Here is a 19,180-nt window from a genome sequence, read left to right as displayed (position 1 = left end):
AGGCTAATGACTATATTCTCTAAATTCTGTATAATTACTTATAGATAATTTTTATGGGGGCCTGACGATGTATCTGCAAGCAAAAGAACTAGATTTAAGTGAAGCTGTGTTGAATCATATACCATATCCGACCTTTTTAACAGACCAGGATGGTCTAATCGTTTGGTGGAGCGATGAAGCTGAAAAGCACTTTGGTTATACTTCCGAAGAAGTAAAGGGTGTAAGATTACCTTTTTTTAACGATTATACTCTCGGTCATCTATCAGCTAAGTGGGAAAAGATTATGACGAAGGAAGAACCAATTCGTATTAATCCAGTAACCCTGTACACAAAAGACCAACAGTTATTAAAAACAACGCTTATAGCAAAATCCCTTTCTATTAACAATGCTACGTATGCTTTATTCCAATTAGATTCCGATCGAATAAACGATACAGATCAAACAGCATCATTTGAATTAGACTTACTGAAAAAAGCACTTTCTCAAAGTTTTATGGTCCTATATTTGGATAAAGAAGGACTGATCATGCACGCCAATGACCTGTTCCTGAAGAAAAGTAATTGGACCCCAAAAAGAATCATAGGAAAATCCTTTTGGCAGCTTTTCCCTAATACACCAGAGCATATAGCAGTGGCAGATGAAGTAATGAATTGCATTCAAAGAGGAAATACCTACCAAGGCACCGTAGAAAAAATGACAAAAGACGGAACTAACTATTGGGTTGAATTACTAGCAATTCCTATAACTGATATTGAAAATAATACGCTGTACTATCTACTTTTGGAAGAAGAAGTTACGGAAAAAAAATTATTACAATCACGACTTGAGGAAATTGCTTACGTAGATGCTGAAACAGGGCTAATGAGCAGACATCGTTTAGAAGAAGTTGTAAACGAGCATATTGAGGAACGGAAAAACTTTTCCTTTGTTTTTATTAGTATCAACCATTTCTATACGCTAAAAGAGATTTTGGATGTAGAAACAGAGTCATTGTTAATGGTTGAACTAACGAAAAGGCTTAAAATTTACTTTGAAGATTCTATTATTGCCAGAGCGGGAAGAGACGATTTTGCTATTATCACTCCTCTAAGCGATTGGTATATTGAAGGATTTATACATTTCTTAAAACAAAATCCTATTTATTTAGAAAACAAGGCAATCCCAATTACAGTAAGTGGAGCTATCACTAAATTTCCTGAAGATCAACAAACCTATTTACATCTCTTGAAGGCTACTAATACAACTCTTCAAAAGGTAAAACTAGAAGGCGGGGGCATTATATCTTCTCTTTCTCAATCAGACCATCATAAGCTTACAAGAACTCTCCAAATTGAAAAGAGATTAATAGAAGCACTGAATCATAATGATTTTCATGTTATGTACCTACCTCAACGTAATGTTGCTACCGGAAAAGTCACTTCTGTAGAAGCTTTAGTTCGTTGGAAGGACGAGGTTCTAGGAGTTATTCATCCAGATGAGCTAATTCCAATCGCTGAAGAAACGGGCCTTATTAATGACATTGGCACTTTTATGCTCGAAAAAGCATGCCAACAGGCCGCAATATGGCAACAAAAGGGGTTAGGGATAAAAGTTAGCTACAACTCCTCTATAAGAGAATTCAGAGATAAAAATATGGTGAAAACCGTTCGCTCTGTATTGAAAAAATATAATTGTCCATCCGACTTGATTCAAATAGAGTTTACTGAGAAGTTTGCATTGGAAGCAGAGGCAGAGAAAAAAATTATCCAACAGATGCAAACACTCAATCAAGAAGGAATTACTTTTGCATTAGATGATTTTGGAACTGGTTACGCCTCTTTAAGATACTTGCAGTTACTGCCAATTGGTAAACTAAAAATTGATAAATCCTTCGTGAGCTCAATTATGCAACAAAAAAAGTTACAACAGCTTATTCAAGGATTAATACACTTCGGACAATCTCTAGATGTTATAGTTGTCGCTGAAGGTGTTGAAACCAAGGATCAGTTTAACCTGCTTAGTGAAATGGGCTGTGATGCGGTGCAAGGCTATTTTATTAGCGAGCCTATTACTGCAGAGGAAGTTGAAAGGCTAATTATGTTAAACGAGGTTTAATACTGCTATTAAATTTACAGAAGAGGTCGTGACTTGATCACGGCCTCTTTCTTTTCCTAGAATATTTTTAGTTCCCTAACCATAAGTACCTTTTTTCACTATAGCTCAATAAGCATTCCTGGGTGTGCTAATTCAATCGCATGGTTTCCTTCATTCAAAGCGCTAGCTAATAGCTCCTCTAACTCTCCATAATGTGGAAGATGGGTTAAAATCACCTTTTTAGCTTTTGACTGATAAGCCAACCTACCCGTTTCGCTCGATGTCATATGTCCTGAAGCACTCCCGTCCATGCCATCGTATAAGCTACTTTCTGTGATTAAGAGGTCAGCATCAGCTGCAAACTCTATTAGTTTGCTAGTGTAGCTAGTGTCCGAAGTATATACAATCTTTTTATGTCCACTTTCAATTTTAATACTGTACGTTTCAATTGGGTGGCTATTTCTCATAAAAGTAAACCTAAAGGGACCAATATGCAACTCGCTATTTTTATCGATAGAGGAGAACTCACAGTACTCTATTTCCTCTACTCTATGTTTCATTTCCTCATCATCTGGTCCATATACATGTAATGCCTCATCTGTTTTACCAATTTTTGTATTAACTAATCTCGAAAACAAATAAGCACCAATATCACTAAAATGATCATAATGGTAATGGGATAAAAGCACGTGATTTATATTATTTAAATCCACATATTTTTGAACATTAGTTAATACCCCACTTCCACAGTCTATTAGTACATTAAATTCATCCTGTTGAATTAAATAACCCGAACAAGGTCCGTTCTCTTTAGGAAAACCACCCCACATTCCTATAACTCTACACTTCATAAACTTCCTCCTTCACTTAATAACCTTACCTTCTCTATTCAATTTACATTCCTAAAACACCTTCTAATCCGATAGAAATGCGCATGCGCCTATAACTGCCACGAATAGCAAATAAAAATTCAAATTTCCGCTTTCCGTGGGGTGAACGAAAAACACACCGTCGCTAACGCGTCGTTTGTTATTGCTTATCTGTCTCAATCATCCCACTGGAGTCGCCTGCCGCTCCAATCAGTTACAAGTTAAATGTTCTTTAGAGAATAAACATTGGAAAAATGGCTTTTTTATAACTCAAATAAAAGGTCACTAGTTATCGAAATATAATTTTTAAAGATTATTTAATATTGCTATCGAAAAAACCGTGAGTAAGGAATACCATACTCACGGCTTACTAGATTTTCACTTTCATGCTTTTTAGGCTTTTTAACCATATCTGCGTTATAATTTCTGCGAACACTAACCCCATTGCTACCGCTCCGGAAATCATTAGTGCAAGTGCAGCATATTCTACTGCTACTCCGTAATCTTCCTCCACTACATTTCTCATAGCATTATAAGCAGACCCTCCTGGAACAAGCGGAATAATACCAGCTACACTAAATATAATCATAGGCATTTTAAACTTCTTAGCCATTATGTGAGCTACGAATGCGATAGAGAACGCTCCAGCGAAAGAAGCAATAATCGGATCATCATTGAGATACCTCACAAGAGAAAATACTAGCCAACCAACCATTCCTACTAAGCCACAGTAGACGAGGGACTTCCTTGGAGCATTAAAGATAACTCCAAATGCCGCAGCAGCTATAAAGCTTATGATACCCTGTGCTGCAAAAGACATATCCATTCCTCCTTATAAAGATAATATAAATGCTACGCCCGCTCCAATTGCAAAGGCAGTTAGAAAAGCTTCCGCTCCCTTTGAAAGACCAGACATAAAGTGCCCTGCCATTAAGTCACGAACAGCATTAGTAATTAGCAAACCTGGAACAAGAGGCATTACCGAGCCAATAATAATTTTGTCTATTTCTACACCATACCCATAACGAATAGAAAGCATAGCAATCATACTGATAATAAGTGCTGCAAAAAATTCGGCGAAGAATTTCACTCTCGTTTTTTCTTCCAGCAAGTTAGCTACTGCATAGCCAATTCCACCAGCAAACATAGCATGAGGTACATCTATTAAAGGAGCGCCAAATAACCACAGAAAGGCACCTGAAGCAACTGCAGCTGCTGCAATCCGAATCCAAAAAGCATACATCTTATGGTCTTCGTCAATTCTTTTTAATTCAATATATGCTTCTTCCAAACTCATTTCATTGGAGGCTAGCTTGCGGGATACTGCATTCACAAGAGCAATTTTTTCTAAGTCCGTTGTTCTATTATTTACTCTTACTAATCGTGTTGGAAGATTATTTTTGCCACTGAAGAGAATTCCGGTTGGGGTCACAAAGCTTTGGGACTGAGTCAATTGTTGGGACAATGCCATTCGATCCATTGTATCCTCTGCTCGATACGTCTCTGCCCCACTTTCCATCATCAATTTTCCAGCAAGTAAACAGCACTCTACCGCTAGTTCATAATCGGTTTTCAACACTCCTCACCCTCCTTCTACTAACATTACAATTTCCCTTTTTAGAAACGTTTAATCTAATATAACATTTACTAACAAAAAAAAGGTGAATGAGAAGATTTCGAAAAAGAGCTTTTATCTATAAAGCTGAGCGCCTATATTTGTTCCTACAAGATAATAGAAAGAAGTGAGGAAGTAGTTCCTTACATACTTGGTTTATGACGTTCAATGTAATAGAAAAAAATAAAGCCCCAAAAATTTATTACATTTTTGGGACTTTTGAATTTCTATGGTGGATGATGTATCACAGCCTTTTAACTATAATTGCTGCTTAATAGGAAAGTAAACCAATTTCTTTAAAGGTGTTCAGGTTATAGCTTTTCATTTCCTTCAAAGCAATCGTATATAAGAAATCATTTGCATAAATAATTCTTTGAATCATGGATTCCCAATCTTCATATAACTGTGCTGGGTTTTCTTTGGTAAGCAGCTCTGCCTTTAAAATGATTCCTGCTTCCGGTGTTATTTCGTAAATCATTGCACCATCTTGCTTATAGCTACTATATTCCTGCCCCTCTAGTTTGTCATAAATAGCCACGGGGAAACCATAGAGATTTTTCTCAACATGTTGGAACAATGCATGATGATCATATTGAATAGGTGAATATGTCCCTTGGCCACCAATTATCTCCGTGTCCACTTCCTTTGGATTTGCAAAGTCGCTAACATCAAAAAGGGATACCTTCATTCCTTCCGTCTGTATTATAGGCTCCTTGCTACCATTTGGTACAAAAGAAGTTGTTTCGTAGCCAAAGCCGATTAGATGGTTTTCCCCTAATGGATGTAGGTAATTACTGAAACCAGGAATTTTTAATTCACCTAGCACTTTGGGCTTATTAGGATCAGCGACATCAATCACAAACAACGGATCTGTTTCTCTGAATGTTACCATATACGCTTTGTCTCCCATAAATCTTGCCGAATAAATTCTTTCCTCTTTTGCTAAGCCTGTAATAGACCCTGCAATTCCCATGGATTTATCTAATATAAATAAATTATTTTCTGAAGTATTACTTTGGTCCCAAGGATTACCTGTTGTGGTGACTGTTCTAAAATAACCGTTATGCTCATCCATGGAAAATTGGTTAAGGATTGTTCCTGTGAGCTTAGCTGAATCAACAAATTCAACGGAGGTGTCCTGTAGAGAAAATTTATATACCTCGGTATCCATTTCACCAGGGTTCCATATCATTTTTTTACTTGTTCCGGCCTCTCTATTCTTATAAATGACTGAGGTTAAATAAAGATTTTCTGTGGACATATATAATTGCTGACTTCCTCCTAGAAAACTCTTCGTCTGAGCCTCATTCACTAAAGGATTCGAAATATCTAATGCTGTAATAACGGTATAATTCCCATCTAAAGAATCAGGTAAGATTGAGATTTGTTGATAATCTAAAGGTACAGCTTCTTGACTATTCTTTGAGTCATACGTGAATGGCCTTAACTCCGTGTCTTTGTTTTCCTTCATCATCCAATATCTTGGCATTACTGTTGAAACAAGGTAAAGAATATCTCCATTTAAACGTACCCCATTCATATAACCCTCCGAAGCTATTTCTCTCATTAGCTTTGGAGATTTAGGGTTGGAGATATCGTATAGAAAAACACTAGTCATACTTTCCCAAGCAGGATCTATTCGTGATTGAGAATCTCTAGCGTCCAAAGTATGATACACATTCTTTTGCCCAATCACTAGAAGTGTTTTCCCCTTCAATAAAAGTTGACTAGGATAGAATGAATCTGTAAATCGTATCTTATTTTCCATTTTCATATTCTTTCCATCATCAATACTATTAACAACAACGTTATTTTCACTTATAGCAAATACATGAGAACCATTCGTCTGGACGATATCTGCTTCTTCTACTCCTTCAACTTGATTGTTCGTCGTGGAGTAACCCCCGCTTCCAGTAGATTTCGTTTCTGCTTCCATCGCCATGTCTTCGGCTGTTTCTTGTTTTACGTTTTCTCTTGATCCCATCACTAACTTAAAATATGCCTCTAACTCTTCTCGAGACTTTACTGTAGGAAATGCTTCATGGACCTCAAATGTATATTCACTTTTTCCTAGCCTATACTTTTCATCCACATAAAGAGTGTATTTACCTTTTTGGAGTCCAGTTATTTCAATGGACTTCCCTTTATTCGTCAGCTTATAAGCTGCCTTAACCTTATTTCCCGACTTATCCGTTAAGTACACCGCCTCTTTTTCCAAGGCGTCTTTACTGACAGCCTTCGAAAAGTCCGCCTTAAAAATTTGGTTGGATAATACATAACTTTGCGCTGATACCTTTTGATTGGAAAAGTAAATCCAGACAGTACTAACCGTTAAACAAAGCCCTATTGCTATGAAGGATATTAGCCACTTTTTCATTTCGCGCTTCCTTTCTTTTACATTTATTTTAACTATTAGACTGAATTTTTTATAAATAGTTACAATACAAATTTATTGTTTTTTTGTCGAATATTGTTATTAGAATTATAGAGAATTTTCTTACTTTCATATAACATAGATTAAGAGGGGGATGTAAAAAAACAAAGGGGGAAAAATTTTGAAGGCACTTACTCGATTTTCAAACACTTTAATGGTCAGATATCTACCTGATCCATACATATTTGTTGCAATGCTAACTCTATTAGTATTTTTGTTAGGGATAATCTTAACCGATTCTACGCCACTGGAAATGGCAACATATTGGGGAGATGGTTTTTGGGGATTACTATCTTTCACTATGCAAATGGTTGTTGTTTTGTTAGCTGGTCATGTACTGGCAAGTAGTCCGCTTTTCAAGAAAATATTGAGCTCTTTAGCTAGAATTGCTAAGTCACCAGGCTCAGCAATTTTGTTAGTTTCAGTAGTTTCTTTAATTGGCTGTTGGATTAACTGGGGGTTTGGTTTAGTAATTGGGGCACTTTTTGCCAAGGAAATTGCCAAGCAGGTTAAAAATGTAGACTATCGCCTATTAATTGCAAGTGCATATTCAGGATTTATCATTTGGCATGGTGGTCTAGCTGGTTCTATACCACTTTCTATTGCAACCGAGGGTCATCCATTTGCCGATATCATGGGCGTAATACCAACTACAGAGACATTATTTACACGGTATAATTTAATCATTGTAATTGCATTATTTATTTCTGTACCTCTTTTAAACAGATGGATGATGCCAAGCAAGGAAGATACATTGTCTATTGACCCTTCTTTGCTAGAGGAAGAGGTAGTAATAGAAAAATCTACTGAAAAACCTACTCCTGCCGCAAGACTAGAACGAAGCTATTTGTTGACCGGATTAATCGGTCTACTGGGACTAGTCTATTTGATAAACCATTTTATTACTAAAGGCTTTGACTTAAACTTAAATATTGTTAATCTTATTTTCGTTGTGCTTGGCATCATCTGTCACGGCACACCAAAAAACTTTTTATTAGCCGTTAAAAATGCTGCAAGTACAGTTGGAGATATCGTTATTCAATTTCCTTTTTACGCTGGCATCATGGGCATGATGGTTGCTTCTGGTCTAGCTGGAGTTGTTTCGGAAGCATTTATAAGCATTTCTAACGAGCATACATTTTACCTCTTCACTTTTTATGCTGCTGGAATAGTTAACTTCTTCATTCCTTCTGGTGGAGGACAATGGACTGTTCAAGCACCAATTATGTTGGAGGCTGCATCAGCACTTGACCTAGACTACGCAAAAACTGCCATGGCTATTGCCTGGGGTGATGCCTGGACGAACATGATTCAGCCATTCTGGGCTCTACCAGCTTTGGCAATTGCCGGGTTAAAGGCAAAAGATATCATGGGTTATTGTGTATTTGTATTATTATTAAGCGGTGTCATTATTAGCATAGGTCTGTTCTTTTTCTAAAAATATTATTTATACATTCCCCTTATATGCTAAAGAGGATCCCTTTTAACGGGATCCTCTTTTCTTATTCTTCAAACGGCCATTTCGGTAGCATTCTGTTTAACTTTTTATCTTCACGATAGCCAAGCACATATTCTGCCTGCATGATTGTATGGATTTCTCTTGTTCCTTCATAAATGACAGGCGCCTTCGAGTTTCTTAGGTATCGAGCGACCGGATACTCATCGGAATATCCATAAGCTCCATGAATTTGAACTGCATCGTCAGCAGCCTTATTAGCAAAGTCACATGCCTGCCATTTTGCCAAGGAGGTCTCTCTAGTATTGCGTACCCCTTTGTTCTTAAGTTCTCCAACCCGATAAACAAGCAGACGGCTCATTTGAAGACCGGCTTCCATTTTGGCAATCATTTGTTGCACAAGCTGATGCTTGCCAATCTCTTTCCCAAAGGTTTCTCGTTCCTTAGCATATTTAACACAGGCTTCTAGACACGCGAGCGATAGACCTGCAGCCCCAGCGGCAACTGTAAATCTACCATTGTCTAAAGAAGCCATTGCAATTTTAAAACCTTCTCCTTCTTCTCCTAGAAGATTCTCTTTAGGCACTTTCATGTTTTCGAAGAAGATTTCCCCGGTATTCCCTGACTTAATGCCATATTTTCCTTTGATGGCCTTGGAAGAAAAACCCTCCATTGTACGTTCCACGATGAACGCACTAATCCCATGATGCTTTTTAGATTTATCGGTATAAGCAAACACGATAAAATGGTCTGCCGCATCACATAAGGAGATCCAAGTTTTTTGCCCATTTAAAATATAATTATCACCATCTCGAACAGCTACGGTAGACATTGCAGCTACATCGGAGCCAGCTCCAGGCTCTGTAAGACCGAAAGCACCTATTTTTTCTCCCTTAGCTTGTGGCTCCAAATACTTCTGCTTTTGTTCCTCTGTTCCCCATTGCAGTAAGGTCATCGAGTTTAAGCCCGTATGAACGGATACAGCTGTTCTAAAAGCAGTGTCTCCTCTTTCTAATTCTTCACACACAATAGCAAGAGAATTATAGTCCATACCACTTCCGCCGTATTTCTCAGGGATACAAACTCCCATCAATCCCAATTCAGAAAGACGGCTCCATATTTTAGGATCAAACGCACCCTGCTCCTCCCACTTTGCGATATGAGGGATGATTTCGTTATCTACAAATTGTCGAACGGTCTTACGAAGAAGCTCCTGCTCATCTGAGAATTCAAAGTTCAATCTTCTCACCTCTTGCCACATATTCTTTTATTTCTACTCCTCTTGCCGCCATTTCTCTAATATATAACTCCCCTGGTACAATCAGCTCTGGTGTAGAGACTCCTGGTTTTTTAATAACACCATTCCCAATCATTTGTGCTACGACCGAAATAGTGTTTGCTGTTGCGCGAGCCATAGCAGTTTCACCGGATAGAGGGTCCTTTTTGGTTGCCATCTCATACGTATAGATTGTCTCATCACCGTCTTTTTCCCCTTTTACAACAACTCTTAGTAGTACTGCATCCTCTTTGTCTCCAAGGAGAAGAGAAGGTGTAAGTACTTCTTTTAGCACTTCTCGAACGTTGATAATATTGCCACCAGCGTTTACCGTCTTGTTCTTATCAGTAAGACCTAAATCTACTAATAACTTAAACTTTTCAGCGTGTCCCTTGTATCGGATTGTCTTATACTCCAGTGTTTGGACATTTGGAAATGATTTAGTCAGAGTGGATGTACCCCCTGCTGTATGGAATGCTTCTAGCTCCTCATAACCTTCAAACTGAATTGGCTCAACTTCTGTTAAAGAGGCAATTTCCTCTAGTTGGCCATTTCTAATTACATGCGATGGGTCTGTGTAATGATCGAATACTCCTTCTAGGGAGAAAACAATATTGTATTTAAATATCCCTTCAGGCTCAACTGGAATTCCACCCACGTATAGGTAAATATCCGTCACCTCATCTAATTTACTTGCACCGTAGCCAGTAAGTATATTAATCATTCCAGGAGCAACTCCAAGATCCGGTATTAAAGTTATTCCTTTTTCACGAGCCTTTTCATCCAACGAAAGCACCACATCTGTCGCTCCACCAATATGACCACCGAGGTCGATGGAGTGAACGCCAACCTCTACTGCGATTCGTGCCACTTTTTCATTGAACGAATAAAATAATGCGTTAATCACGACATCTGCCTTTTTCATAACCTCCATCAAATTGACATCGTCGTTTGCATCTAGCCTTAATACTTCTATCTTAGAATTTTGCATCTTCTCTTTAAACATATTTGCCTGTCCCACATCTAAATCACATAAATAAATTTTATCTACATTTGGACTCAAAATTAAATCCCTTGCAGCCTCTTTACCCATTAAACCTGCACCTAATACAGCAACCTTCATATCATTATCCTCCTTATTCTGTGTCTATTTGCGCTCTCTGTAACTTTCCGCTGTAATCTATATAGATACTTTTCCACTCTGTATAAACATCTAACGCTGCTACTCCGGAATCTCGGTGTCCATTTCCAGTTCCTTTTGTCCCTCCAAACGGCAGATGAATTTCTGCCCCTGTTGTTCCTGCATTGACATAGACAATACCCGTATCAAGGTCACGCTGCGCTCTAAATATTTTATTAACATCTCGAGAAAAAATAGAACTAGATAAACCAAATTTCACACCATTGTTTACTTCGATCGCTTCCTCTAAGGAATCAACCTCGATTAAAGAAACAACCGGACCAAAAATTTCTTCCTGAGCAATTCTCATATCGGGCTTAACATTAGAGAATAGAGTTGGTGCATAATAGTTCCCTTTTGCTAAATCACCATTGTCTAAAATTTCTCCACCTACTACTAAATTAGCACCCTCCTCTTTTCCTATCTGGACATAAGAGTGTATTTTCTCTAGGGCATTTTTGTTAATAACTGGGCCTACTTTAACGGATTCATCCATGCCGTCTCCTATGGTCAACTTCTCCATTCTTTCAAGAAGCATTGTCTCCAATTCCTTCTTCACATCTTTGTGTACAATCACCCTACTGCATGCTGTACAACGTTGTCCTGCTGTCCCGAACGCGCTCCACAAAATGCCTTCTACTGCAAGATTTAAATCTGCGTCCTCCATAACAATTACTGCGTTTTTGCCGCCCATTTCTAAGGACACTTTTTTCAAGTGTTTCCCTCCGAGTTCTGCCACCTTACTTCCAGTGTCTGTAGATCCAGTAAAGGAAATAACCTTGACATCCTCATGTTCAATCATTGCTGTCCCTACTTCTGATCCAGACCCAAAAACGACGTTTGCCACTCCAGGCGGCAAACCAACTTCTTGGAATATCTTAGCCATTTCATAGGCCATCATTGGGGTTTCAGTAGCTGGTTTCCAAATAAATGCATTTCCTGCCACTATTGCCGGAAATGACTTCCACGTAGCAATCGCAACCGGAAAATTCCATGGAGTTATTAGCCCCACTACTCCAATCGGTGCTCGAACACTCATTGCAAATTTATCTGCTAGCTCAGAAGGTGTTGTTTCACCGAATAACCTTCTTCCCTCACCCGCCATATAAAAGGCCATGTCTATGCCTTCCTGAACTTCTCCCCGACCTTCCTCAATGATTTTCCCCATTTCTTTTGTCAACACTTGGGCAAGATGTTCCTTTCTTTCTTTCATTAGTCTGCCAATTTCATATAGATAGTCTGCTCGCTTTGGAGCCGGAACTAGTGCCCACTTTTTTTGCGCATTGACGGCTGCCTTGACTGCTCTGTCCACATCTTCTTTTGTAGACATCCTTACCTCCGCTAGCTGCTCACCATTTGCAGGGTTCAATACAGCTGTATATGTTGCTTCTCCCTCTTGCCATTCCCCATTAATAAAGTTTGATAATTTCATTTTCCTACCTCTTTCCTTATAAATTGAAAACGGTTTCATAAATATTACATTCTCTAACTTCTATTAAAACCCTTTAAAAAAACTAAAAAATTTGAAAAATTGAAAAGCTGAAACCTTTTATTTTATTGTTCGTATACATATTTAATTACTATGAGGAGGGAAATATATAATGAATAATCATGAAATAGATTACAAATTGTATGGTGACGATATGCAGTTTGTTGAAATTGAACTAGATCCACAGGAAACAGTCGTTGCAGAAGCAGGAAGCTTAATGATGATGGAGGACGGAATCTCTATGGAAACCATCTTTGGCGACGGCTCTGGCAACAGTGGAAGTGGCCTGATGGGGAAATTAATGGGTGCAGGTAAACGTATGTTAACCGGCGAAAGTTTATTCATGACTACCTTTACAAATGTAGGTAATGGGAAAAAACATGTTTCCTTCGCCTCTCCATATCCAGGGAAGATTATTCCAATGGATTTAAGCGAGCATCGTGGAAAAATCATTTGTCAAAAGGATGCTTTTTTGGCTGCTGCTAAGGGAGTATCTGTAGGAGTAGAGTTTCAACGTAAATTAGGTACCGGTTTCTTTGGTGGAGAGGGATTCATCATGCAAAAGCTTGAAGGAGATGGTCTAGCATTTGTCCATGCAGGTGGTACAATTCACCAGAAAGTTTTACAACCGGGTGAGGTATTACGAGTAGACACTGGATGTCTAGTTGCTATGACTTCAGAAGTCGATTACAACATAGAAATGGTAAAAGGCGTTAAAACTGCTCTATTTGGAGGAGAAGGATTATTCTTCGCAACTTTACGTGGCCCTGGAACAGTTTGGATTCAATCCCTTCCGTTTAGCCGTCTAGCTAGCCGAGTATTTGCTGCTGCTCCACAAACTCCTGGTGGTGGTTCTAAGGGAGAAGGTAGTATTACTGGAGGCTTGTTTGATCTTTTAGGCGGTAAATAACGAAAATAGATGTCCATAAATTACAAGAAAGCTTGAATATGTACCCAAAGGCAAGAATGTTGTTTTTACAGCATGCTTGTCTTTTTGAATTCTGAACGTCTTTTTTAAACATATAATTATTTTAACCCAGCATATTGCTTATAATTTTGAACTCCTCCCTTCATATACTAATTAATAAGAATAGAAGCACCATATTTCTTATAGAAATGAAGGGGGGAATTATAAATGGAATATAATTTTGGATTTTGGCTTGGTCTTTTAGGTATTATCTTAGCGGTAGTCGGCTACTTTTTCTATCCGATTTGGCTTGGAATTGCTGCCGTTGTATTAGGTTTCGTAGCACTATATCATTATAAGCAAATAATCTTGGGCTGGCTGTCAATTATATTAGGAGTTATTATATTATTACTTCAATTTATATGATTTGAGAATCAATGACCGAAGTACTAAATAGAGGTTACTGGTTAATACCAGTTTAGGAGAAAATAGTTTATAGGCATGTGTGGAATCCCATATATGCCTTTTATTTTAAGTAAAATTGATATTCTGCTTCCATTAGAGTTCATATTTAATAGTAGTTATGCAGTATCATTTACCCCAAAAGTAACATATACATACAATAACTTCCCCTATCAATTGGACATTAAGCGAAATCCTATTTATCTATTCTTATAGAAATGAATGCAGAAATGTTGACAATATAAGTTGAATTTTAAAAAAACATCCGACTTATCAAACATATAAAGGAATCCATATTAATGACATCTTTAGCTATCCTAATTTCCATATTCTCCTGGATGGGATTACAAGACATTTTTAGATATGGATTCTATTCATTTATGTAATCAACCCAGCTTACTCGGATTGTTCTCTTCCATTTTTATGTATAGTATAGCAGGAAACTAGCTGTGTATTTTCCCGCTACCTTAGTATAAATTTACTTAATGCATGATTGATATAATAATTTTGAAAACTAAAAGTGAATAAAAAGCTATATTCTTTCACTTTGACACATACCCCTTCAAGTAAAGTTAGAGAAGTATATTCTCATCTTACCCATTATTATTTAGCGTACACTCTTCTCAACCTCAAGAAGAAAAAACTATTTGCACCCAAAAAAATAACAATATCAAAGTTACAATTGTAGTTATTGGAACGACTATCAATGTTACGCTTAAATAATCTTTCCAAGAGACCTTTATCTTATTACTTTTTAGAATATGCATCCAAATTAGTGAGGCAAGTGTACCGATAGGTAATAATAATGCCCCCATATCGCTACCAATAATATTCGAAAGATAAATAGTCTTTAAAGTAATTGGATCTAATTCCATTTCTGTTAAAGTAATGGTTCCAATCATTAGCGCCGGATGATTATTGAATATATTAGAAAGAACGGATACTAATCCTCCCATGATAATACTTGCTTGAAACAATCCCTGATTTACAATTGGTTCACATAATTGAACTAATAGTGATGTCAATCCTACATTATTCAACCCGTATATTATGACATACATTGAAAATGCAAAAACAAGTATATGCCAAGGAGTCTTCTTAAGTATATCAACTGGACTAGTCCTTAAATGATACCATCTCCACAACAATAGTACAGCAGATCCAAGTACTGCGACAATCTCAATAGGTATGGTTAAATATGATGCAACAAAAAGTAGACATCGAATAATAAATACAAATACTAATATTTTCAACATAAATTTGGAACGTTTTTGTTTTGTTTCAAATGAAGTCTTTGCTTTGAACGGATGAAAATTTTTAGTGAAAAAGAATTCTTCTATGTCCATTGAGGAATTTGGTAAAGTTTTCGGTAGTTTTTTTCTTAAGACAATATACATTAAGAAAGACATGAATAACAAACCCAATGTTGAAGGAACGAACATCATTGCCGTATGTGCCCAAAGTGACATATCAACTATCTTTAATGCAATTAAGTTTACAATATTACTTACTCCAATCGGCGCACTGGAAGCAGTTGCTATTAAAGCTCCACTTAACAAATAAGGAAGCTGCTGACGAGGTTTTAAACGAAGATTTTTTAAGAGTAGGATTAATATTGGAGTTGTAATTAATATACTTCCATCATTATTAAATAATAATGTCATCAAAAAACATAATAATTGAATATACCAATATAACCGAAGTCCAGACCCCCTTGCCAAGCTTGTCAGCCTAGCCGCTACCCAATTAAAAAATCCAAAGCTTTCTAATATTATAGCCATGACAATTGTTGCGATAATGGTTAAAGAGGCACTTCCAATTTTAGTAATAATATCTATAACGTCAGCCTGAGACACTATTCCTGTAAGTATAATAATTGCTGCACCTACTGAAGCTGGCCATGCCTCATTTAACTCTTTTGGTCTCCAAAATATGACAATCATAGTTGCTAGGAACACCAAACTGGCGATTCCAATCTGAAAGCTCATGCATATACCATTTCCTCTCGAAATAAAAATAAATGTTTGTCCGTTTCCATATATGTATATTCGCTTTACTCTAGAAAGAGCAAGATGTCTGTCTATAGCTTGGAATTATATATTTTTTAACAAAAAACGCCTATTAAAAAAATAGACATTTGAGCATTTTTATAAATGACAACTTACTATTCAAAAACGAACTTTTGTCAATTTGTTCATGCAGGAGCAGGTTGCAACTCGTGGGCTGATTAAGACATATACAGCATTTAAAAGAAAGCACAAAAGTGTCTGTTATCTTTTACCCCATACACAAGAATAGAAAATAGGCTGTCGATACTTTCTCGTCAGCCATAAAGGACGGTTTTATTCTTACAATTTATAACTATTTGTGAAGTTATGCAGGCTCGCAAGTGAAATTTTAATTCTAAGTAGAAGTACATTAATTATGTTTAAACTTGGTGTAAAGTTTTAATATGATCTAGATTTAAATAATACGAATGCAATTTTGCTCCATGAATTTCAACTAAATTTTCCTCTATTTCGTTTAATTTTCCTATATGACTTTTATTCCCCCCAGCATTAAGCACGACAATTTTATCTTTGAACTTTTCAATTTGTTGTTTAAATGTGCTTGCTAATATCTGCCTACTCGATTGCACTAGGCTATTATGAAAGTTTTTACCGTAGGGACTTTCGTTTTCAGCGTAGGGTATAAGCACCTTTAAGTGACGGAGGGAAACATATACTATTTTATAAACAGGGGAATAGAATTCAATATAATCGTCCATCAAACTTAAAATATATCCATGAATAGGCGGTCCATCTGTTACATACAGCTCAACGTAATTTCCTTTAGCTTGAGTAAGAATCTCTCTAAAAGAAAGATCTTTTTCGTCTTCAACTGTAGAGATAGTGGGAGCGTGTGTAGGAGCCATAATATCATCTTCATTACTATTTACTTCAAAACGCTGTATATGTTCTAAAGAAATGTATACAAAATCTATCCCATTAAAAAGGACAACCAGATCACTTCCTGAATCTACGAGCGTACCATTCATCATTTTTTTCCCTGAAACCTCTATTTCGACAACTTCTGTTATAAGATTTTGAATAATATTATTCAAGGTTAACCCTCCTTTCTAGTTATTATCTAAATAGCAAAATCATACATTTAAGCTTAGAGAAATTTAAGGGTAAGTTACATAAACTCATATATTTCATCACCATTAGTCATTTGGAGAGCCTCGTTTATTAAACGCTACTTATTCCTGTCGTTGCCTGTCAGGCTCTATTTCCTAGTCTTTCTTCGATTATTTGCTGGTATCTCTTTTTCGAAAATTCCATTAAAGCATAATACTGTCTTTCCAACATGAAGTCTTCCGTTTGTTTTCCGTAGATTACTTTTTGGTTGCTTTCTTCTTGCCCATACTTTTCAAAAGCATCAGATTCTATATTTTGAAGACGCTCATACATATTGGTTGCATGATTCATTAAAGAATAATACTGTTTTTCTAATATTGCTCTTTCTTCTTTTGGGTTTAACTTTATAATTGAGGTTTCAGGTACAGTTATTATTTCGTGCTCAAGATTTTCATTGGAGAAATTAGTTTTTTTCATTTTTAATTTTATTTTTTTTTTCCTTTTACGCCTTAAATAAAATAAGTTATTAAAGTCGTTCAGGTCCTGTTCTCTTTCGTTTTCTTTTACTTCTGGTATTAATACATCATTTTCTTCAGCAGTTTCTGGGGAATGTATAGTTTGGGACTCAGCTTTTATAAATCTAAAAGGCAGGGATTTTTTGGAGGTTATATTTTCTTCTAAATTAGTTTCCATTATAGGCTCTACGCTATTAAGAGTTTTACTTTCGTTTATAATATTATCGGGATTTGCTGCGCGTAAAAATCGTTCTCTTATAGGCTGTACACCTTGTCTATTAGGCTGTAACGAGTCATTAAACTTTGGCATCCTAACTTTTTTATAAACAAATGAATCTTCCTCTTCATTAGCTCTAACTGTATTTTCATTTACAATTTTATGATCTATATTTGCAATATCAGTTGCTTCTTCTTGTTTTTCTTCTATATTAAAGTCATTTGGATCTTCCTCTTGGTCGGCTCTCTCCAAAATTTCAATTTTTGTTAGTTGTTCCGTTAGCGTCACAGTTTCTTCTAAGTTCTCTTCCAAAACAAAATCAGTCGGACCTTCCTCTTGGTGGATACTATTTAGAATCTCAATTTCTGTTAGCTGTTCCATCAACGTATTGTTCACAGCTTCTTCTAAGTTCTCTTCCAGAACAAAATCAGTCGGACTTTCCTCTTGGTCGGTACTATTTAGAATTTCAATTTTTGTTAGTTGTTCCATCAACGTATTGTTCACAACTTCTTCTAAGTTCTCTTCCAGAACAAAATCAGTCGGACTTTCCTCTTGGTCGGTACTATTTAGAATTTCAATTTTTGTTAGTTGTTTCATCAACGTATTGTTCACAGCTTCTTCTAAGTTCTCTTCCAAATTGCCTATCCCTAAAATAGGCCTCACAGATGTTCCCTCTTGCAGATTTTGTTTTTCTGTAACCCGCTTATTATTATGTTTATCAATCTTAATCACTTCCTGTGCCCTACTATTATTAACAAGAGGTATATATGATTGCTCAACATAAAGATGTTCCTTACTATTAAATAAACTAATCTGTTTTTCAGTAATCTTGCTAAAGACACTTGATATGCTCGAGTGTGGCACATAAATTAGATTTTCATCATTTACTAATACGATATAATCTTTATAGATTTTGCTTAAGACTCCTATTAGTTCCTGATTACTGAAACTATTAATCTTAACCCAGTTGTATTTCATTCCTATTAATGTATTCGTGAAATAGTTACTGTTAAGATAGGGTACCGCTTCAGAGGAAATAAAATTATCCTTAGCATTTTTTGAAAAAGCAAGAATATGATGTAGGGAGATATAGTAGACGTTATTAGTTATTTCACAGATCAGGTAATCGTTTTTGACATTCAACAAGATTCCCTCAATAAATTGATCGCCCTTAAGAAACAAACCAACTTTGTTACGTTTTAGGGCGCTTAAAGCTTCTTCAATTTTTTTAGACTGCATTGGTAGCGCCTCCTTTTAAAACATTCGTCGACTCTGAATTACAGAAACGACGAACGCATGGTCATCTATTCATTTTCATTTTTTACTTCATGATTGATATTTGCTTCATTTATTTCCACTTCGTGCTTAGGCTTTTCACCTTTTTGGTGCTTATCTTCGTGTTTTGCTTTCTCTTCCTTGTTTGCTTTTTCTTCATGTTTTTCTTTGTCTTCTTTGTTTGCTTTACCTTCGTGTTTTTCTTTGTCTTCTTTGTTTGCTTTACCTTCGTGTTTTTCTTTGTCTTCTTTGTTTGCTTTACCTTCGTGTTTTTCTTTGTCTTCTTTGTTTG

The 19,180-nt window shown here is 36.5% G+C and carries 14 protein-coding genes and 1 pseudogene; 4 read left to right on the top strand and 11 right to left on the bottom strand.

The window, feature by feature from the left end; translation table 11 throughout:
- Window positions 1-67: 67 nt before the first annotated feature.
- Window positions 68-2,095, top strand: coding sequence for an EAL domain-containing protein (locus ACQKNZ_RS02040; protein WP_427657787.1), 2,028 nt, complete (start codon window positions 68-70; stop codon window positions 2,093-2,095).
- A gap of 98 nt (window positions 2,096-2,193) precedes the next feature.
- Here the strand turns inward: ACQKNZ_RS02040 and ACQKNZ_RS02035 are convergent, their stop codons facing one another.
- The 4 genes from ACQKNZ_RS02035 to ACQKNZ_RS02020 all read right to left on the bottom strand — a co-directional run bounded on the left by ACQKNZ_RS02035 (window position 2,194) and on the right by ACQKNZ_RS02020 (window position 6,935).
- Window positions 2,194-2,925 carry an MBL fold metallo-hydrolase gene (locus ACQKNZ_RS02035; protein WP_427657785.1) on the bottom strand — a complete coding sequence of 244 codons (732 nt, stop codon included), beginning with the start codon at window positions 2,923-2,925 and terminating at the stop codon, window positions 2,194-2,196.
- Between the two features lie 388 nt (window positions 2,926-3,313).
- Window positions 3,314-3,763 (bottom strand): threonine/serine exporter family protein, encoded by a 450-nt coding sequence (locus ACQKNZ_RS02030; protein WP_144539952.1) that lies wholly within the window; start codon window positions 3,761-3,763, stop codon window positions 3,314-3,316.
- A 12-nt stretch (window positions 3,764-3,775) separates the two neighbouring features.
- On the bottom strand, window positions 3,776-4,522 hold the full coding sequence (locus ACQKNZ_RS02025) for a threonine/serine exporter family protein (RefSeq protein WP_144539954.1): 747 nt from the start codon (window positions 4,520-4,522) through the stop codon (window positions 3,776-3,778).
- A 307-nt stretch (window positions 4,523-4,829) separates the two neighbouring features.
- On the bottom strand, window positions 4,830-6,935 hold the full coding sequence (locus tag ACQKNZ_RS02020; protein ID WP_427657783.1) for a beta-propeller domain-containing protein: 2,106 nt from the start codon (window positions 6,933-6,935) through the stop codon (window positions 4,830-4,832).
- A 178-nt stretch (window positions 6,936-7,113) separates the two neighbouring features.
- On the opposite strand from ACQKNZ_RS02020, the gene ACQKNZ_RS02015 reads away from it, so the two are divergent.
- Window positions 7,114-8,430 carry a short-chain fatty acid transporter gene (locus tag ACQKNZ_RS02015; RefSeq protein WP_144539958.1) on the top strand — a complete coding sequence of 439 codons (1,317 nt, stop codon included), beginning with the start codon at window positions 7,114-7,116 and terminating at the stop codon, window positions 8,428-8,430.
- Between the two features lie 64 nt (window positions 8,431-8,494).
- Here ACQKNZ_RS02015 and ACQKNZ_RS02010 read toward each other — a convergent pair whose 3' ends face one another.
- From ACQKNZ_RS02010 to ACQKNZ_RS02000, 3 genes are read right to left on the bottom strand one after another with little or no spacing between them, the layout of a single operon-like run.
- On the bottom strand, window positions 8,495-9,688 hold the full coding sequence (locus ACQKNZ_RS02010; RefSeq protein ID WP_191696959.1) for an acyl-CoA dehydrogenase family protein: 1,194 nt from the start codon (window positions 9,686-9,688) through the stop codon (window positions 8,495-8,497).
- Window positions 9,678-10,847 (bottom strand): saccharopine dehydrogenase C-terminal domain-containing protein, encoded by a 1,170-nt coding sequence (locus ACQKNZ_RS02005; protein WP_427657780.1) that lies wholly within the window; start codon window positions 10,845-10,847, stop codon window positions 9,678-9,680. The genes ACQKNZ_RS02010 and ACQKNZ_RS02005 overlap by 11 nt, the downstream gene beginning before the upstream one ends.
- Before the next feature lie 13 nt (window positions 10,848-10,860).
- Window positions 10,861-12,336: an aldehyde dehydrogenase family protein gene (locus ACQKNZ_RS02000; protein ID WP_427657778.1), complete on the bottom strand. Its 1,476-nt coding sequence runs from the start codon at window positions 12,334-12,336 to the stop codon at window positions 10,861-10,863.
- A gap of 169 nt (window positions 12,337-12,505) precedes the next feature.
- Here ACQKNZ_RS02000 and ACQKNZ_RS01995 point away from each other — a divergent pair, with 169 nt between their 5' ends.
- Together ACQKNZ_RS01995 and ACQKNZ_RS01990 are read left to right on the top strand one after the other, a co-directional pair.
- The gene (locus ACQKNZ_RS01995; RefSeq protein ID WP_144539966.1) at window positions 12,506-13,303 is read left to right on the top strand and encodes a TIGR00266 family protein; all 798 of its coding nucleotides are present in this window, start codon (window positions 12,506-12,508) and stop codon (window positions 13,301-13,303) included.
- A gap of 225 nt (window positions 13,304-13,528) precedes the next feature.
- Window positions 13,529-13,726 (top strand): C4-dicarboxylate ABC transporter, encoded by a 198-nt coding sequence (locus tag ACQKNZ_RS01990; protein ID WP_144539968.1) that lies wholly within the window; start codon window positions 13,529-13,531, stop codon window positions 13,724-13,726.
- A 665-nt stretch (window positions 13,727-14,391) separates the two neighbouring features.
- Here ACQKNZ_RS01990 and ACQKNZ_RS01985 read toward each other — a convergent pair.
- The 4 genes and pseudogenes from ACQKNZ_RS01985 to ACQKNZ_RS01970 all read right to left on the bottom strand — a co-directional run.
- Window positions 14,392-15,750: an arsenic transporter gene (locus ACQKNZ_RS01985; protein ID WP_427657776.1), complete on the bottom strand. Its 1,359-nt coding sequence runs from the start codon at window positions 15,748-15,750 to the stop codon at window positions 14,392-14,394.
- A 440-nt stretch (window positions 15,751-16,190) separates the two neighbouring features.
- The gene (locus ACQKNZ_RS01980) at window positions 16,191-16,865 is read right to left on the bottom strand and encodes a DUF2642 domain-containing protein (RefSeq protein ID WP_427657774.1); all 675 of its coding nucleotides are present in this window, start codon (window positions 16,863-16,865) and stop codon (window positions 16,191-16,193) included.
- Between the two features lie 157 nt (window positions 16,866-17,022).
- Window positions 17,023-18,852: a hypothetical protein gene (locus ACQKNZ_RS01975; protein ID WP_427657772.1), complete on the bottom strand. Its 1,830-nt coding sequence runs from the start codon at window positions 18,850-18,852 to the stop codon at window positions 17,023-17,025.
- Between the two features lie 65 nt (window positions 18,853-18,917).
- Window positions 18,918-19,180 (bottom strand): annotated as a pseudogene (locus ACQKNZ_RS01970) (hypothetical protein); the annotation flags it as partial.

This window comes from Psychrobacillus sp. NPDC093200 (genome assembly GCF_050280345.1).
Taxonomy (GTDB): Bacteria; Bacillota; Bacilli; order Bacillales_A; family Planococcaceae; genus Psychrobacillus; species Psychrobacillus faecigallinarum.
This window is presented reverse-complemented; position numbering and strand designations above follow the sequence as displayed.

Bases quoted from the DNA above. Each gene is read 5' to 3' on its own strand.
- ACQKNZ_RS02040 (WP_427657787.1), top strand. From the start codon at position 68: ATGTATCTGCAAGCAAAAGAACTAGATTTAAGTGAAGCTGTGTTGAAT.
- ACQKNZ_RS02035 (WP_427657785.1), bottom strand. From the start codon at position 2,925: ATGAAGTGTAGAGTTATAGGAATGTGGGGTGGTTTTCCTAAAGAGAAC.
- ACQKNZ_RS02030 (WP_144539952.1), bottom strand. From the start codon at position 3,763: ATGTCTTTTGCAGCACAGGGTATCATAAGCTTTATAGCTGCTGCGGCA.
- ACQKNZ_RS02020 (WP_427657783.1), bottom strand. From the start codon at position 6,935: ATGAAAAAGTGGCTAATATCCTTCATAGCAATAGGGCTTTGTTTAACG.
- ACQKNZ_RS02005 (WP_427657780.1), bottom strand. From the start codon at position 10,847: ATGAAGGTTGCTGTATTAGGTGCAGGTTTAATGGGTAAAGAGGCTGCA.
- ACQKNZ_RS02000 (WP_427657778.1), bottom strand. From the start codon at position 12,336: ATGAAATTATCAAACTTTATTAATGGGGAATGGCAAGAGGGAGAAGCA.
- ACQKNZ_RS01995 (WP_144539966.1), top strand. From the start codon at position 12,506: ATGAATAATCATGAAATAGATTACAAATTGTATGGTGACGATATGCAG.
- ACQKNZ_RS01990 (WP_144539968.1), top strand. From the start codon at position 13,529: ATGGAATATAATTTTGGATTTTGGCTTGGTCTTTTAGGTATTATCTTA.
- ACQKNZ_RS01985 (WP_427657776.1), bottom strand. From the start codon at position 15,750: ATGAGCTTTCAGATTGGAATCGCCAGTTTGGTGTTCCTAGCAACTATG.
- ACQKNZ_RS01975 (WP_427657772.1), bottom strand. From the start codon at position 18,852: ATGCAGTCTAAAAAAATTGAAGAAGCTTTAAGCGCCCTAAAACGTAAC.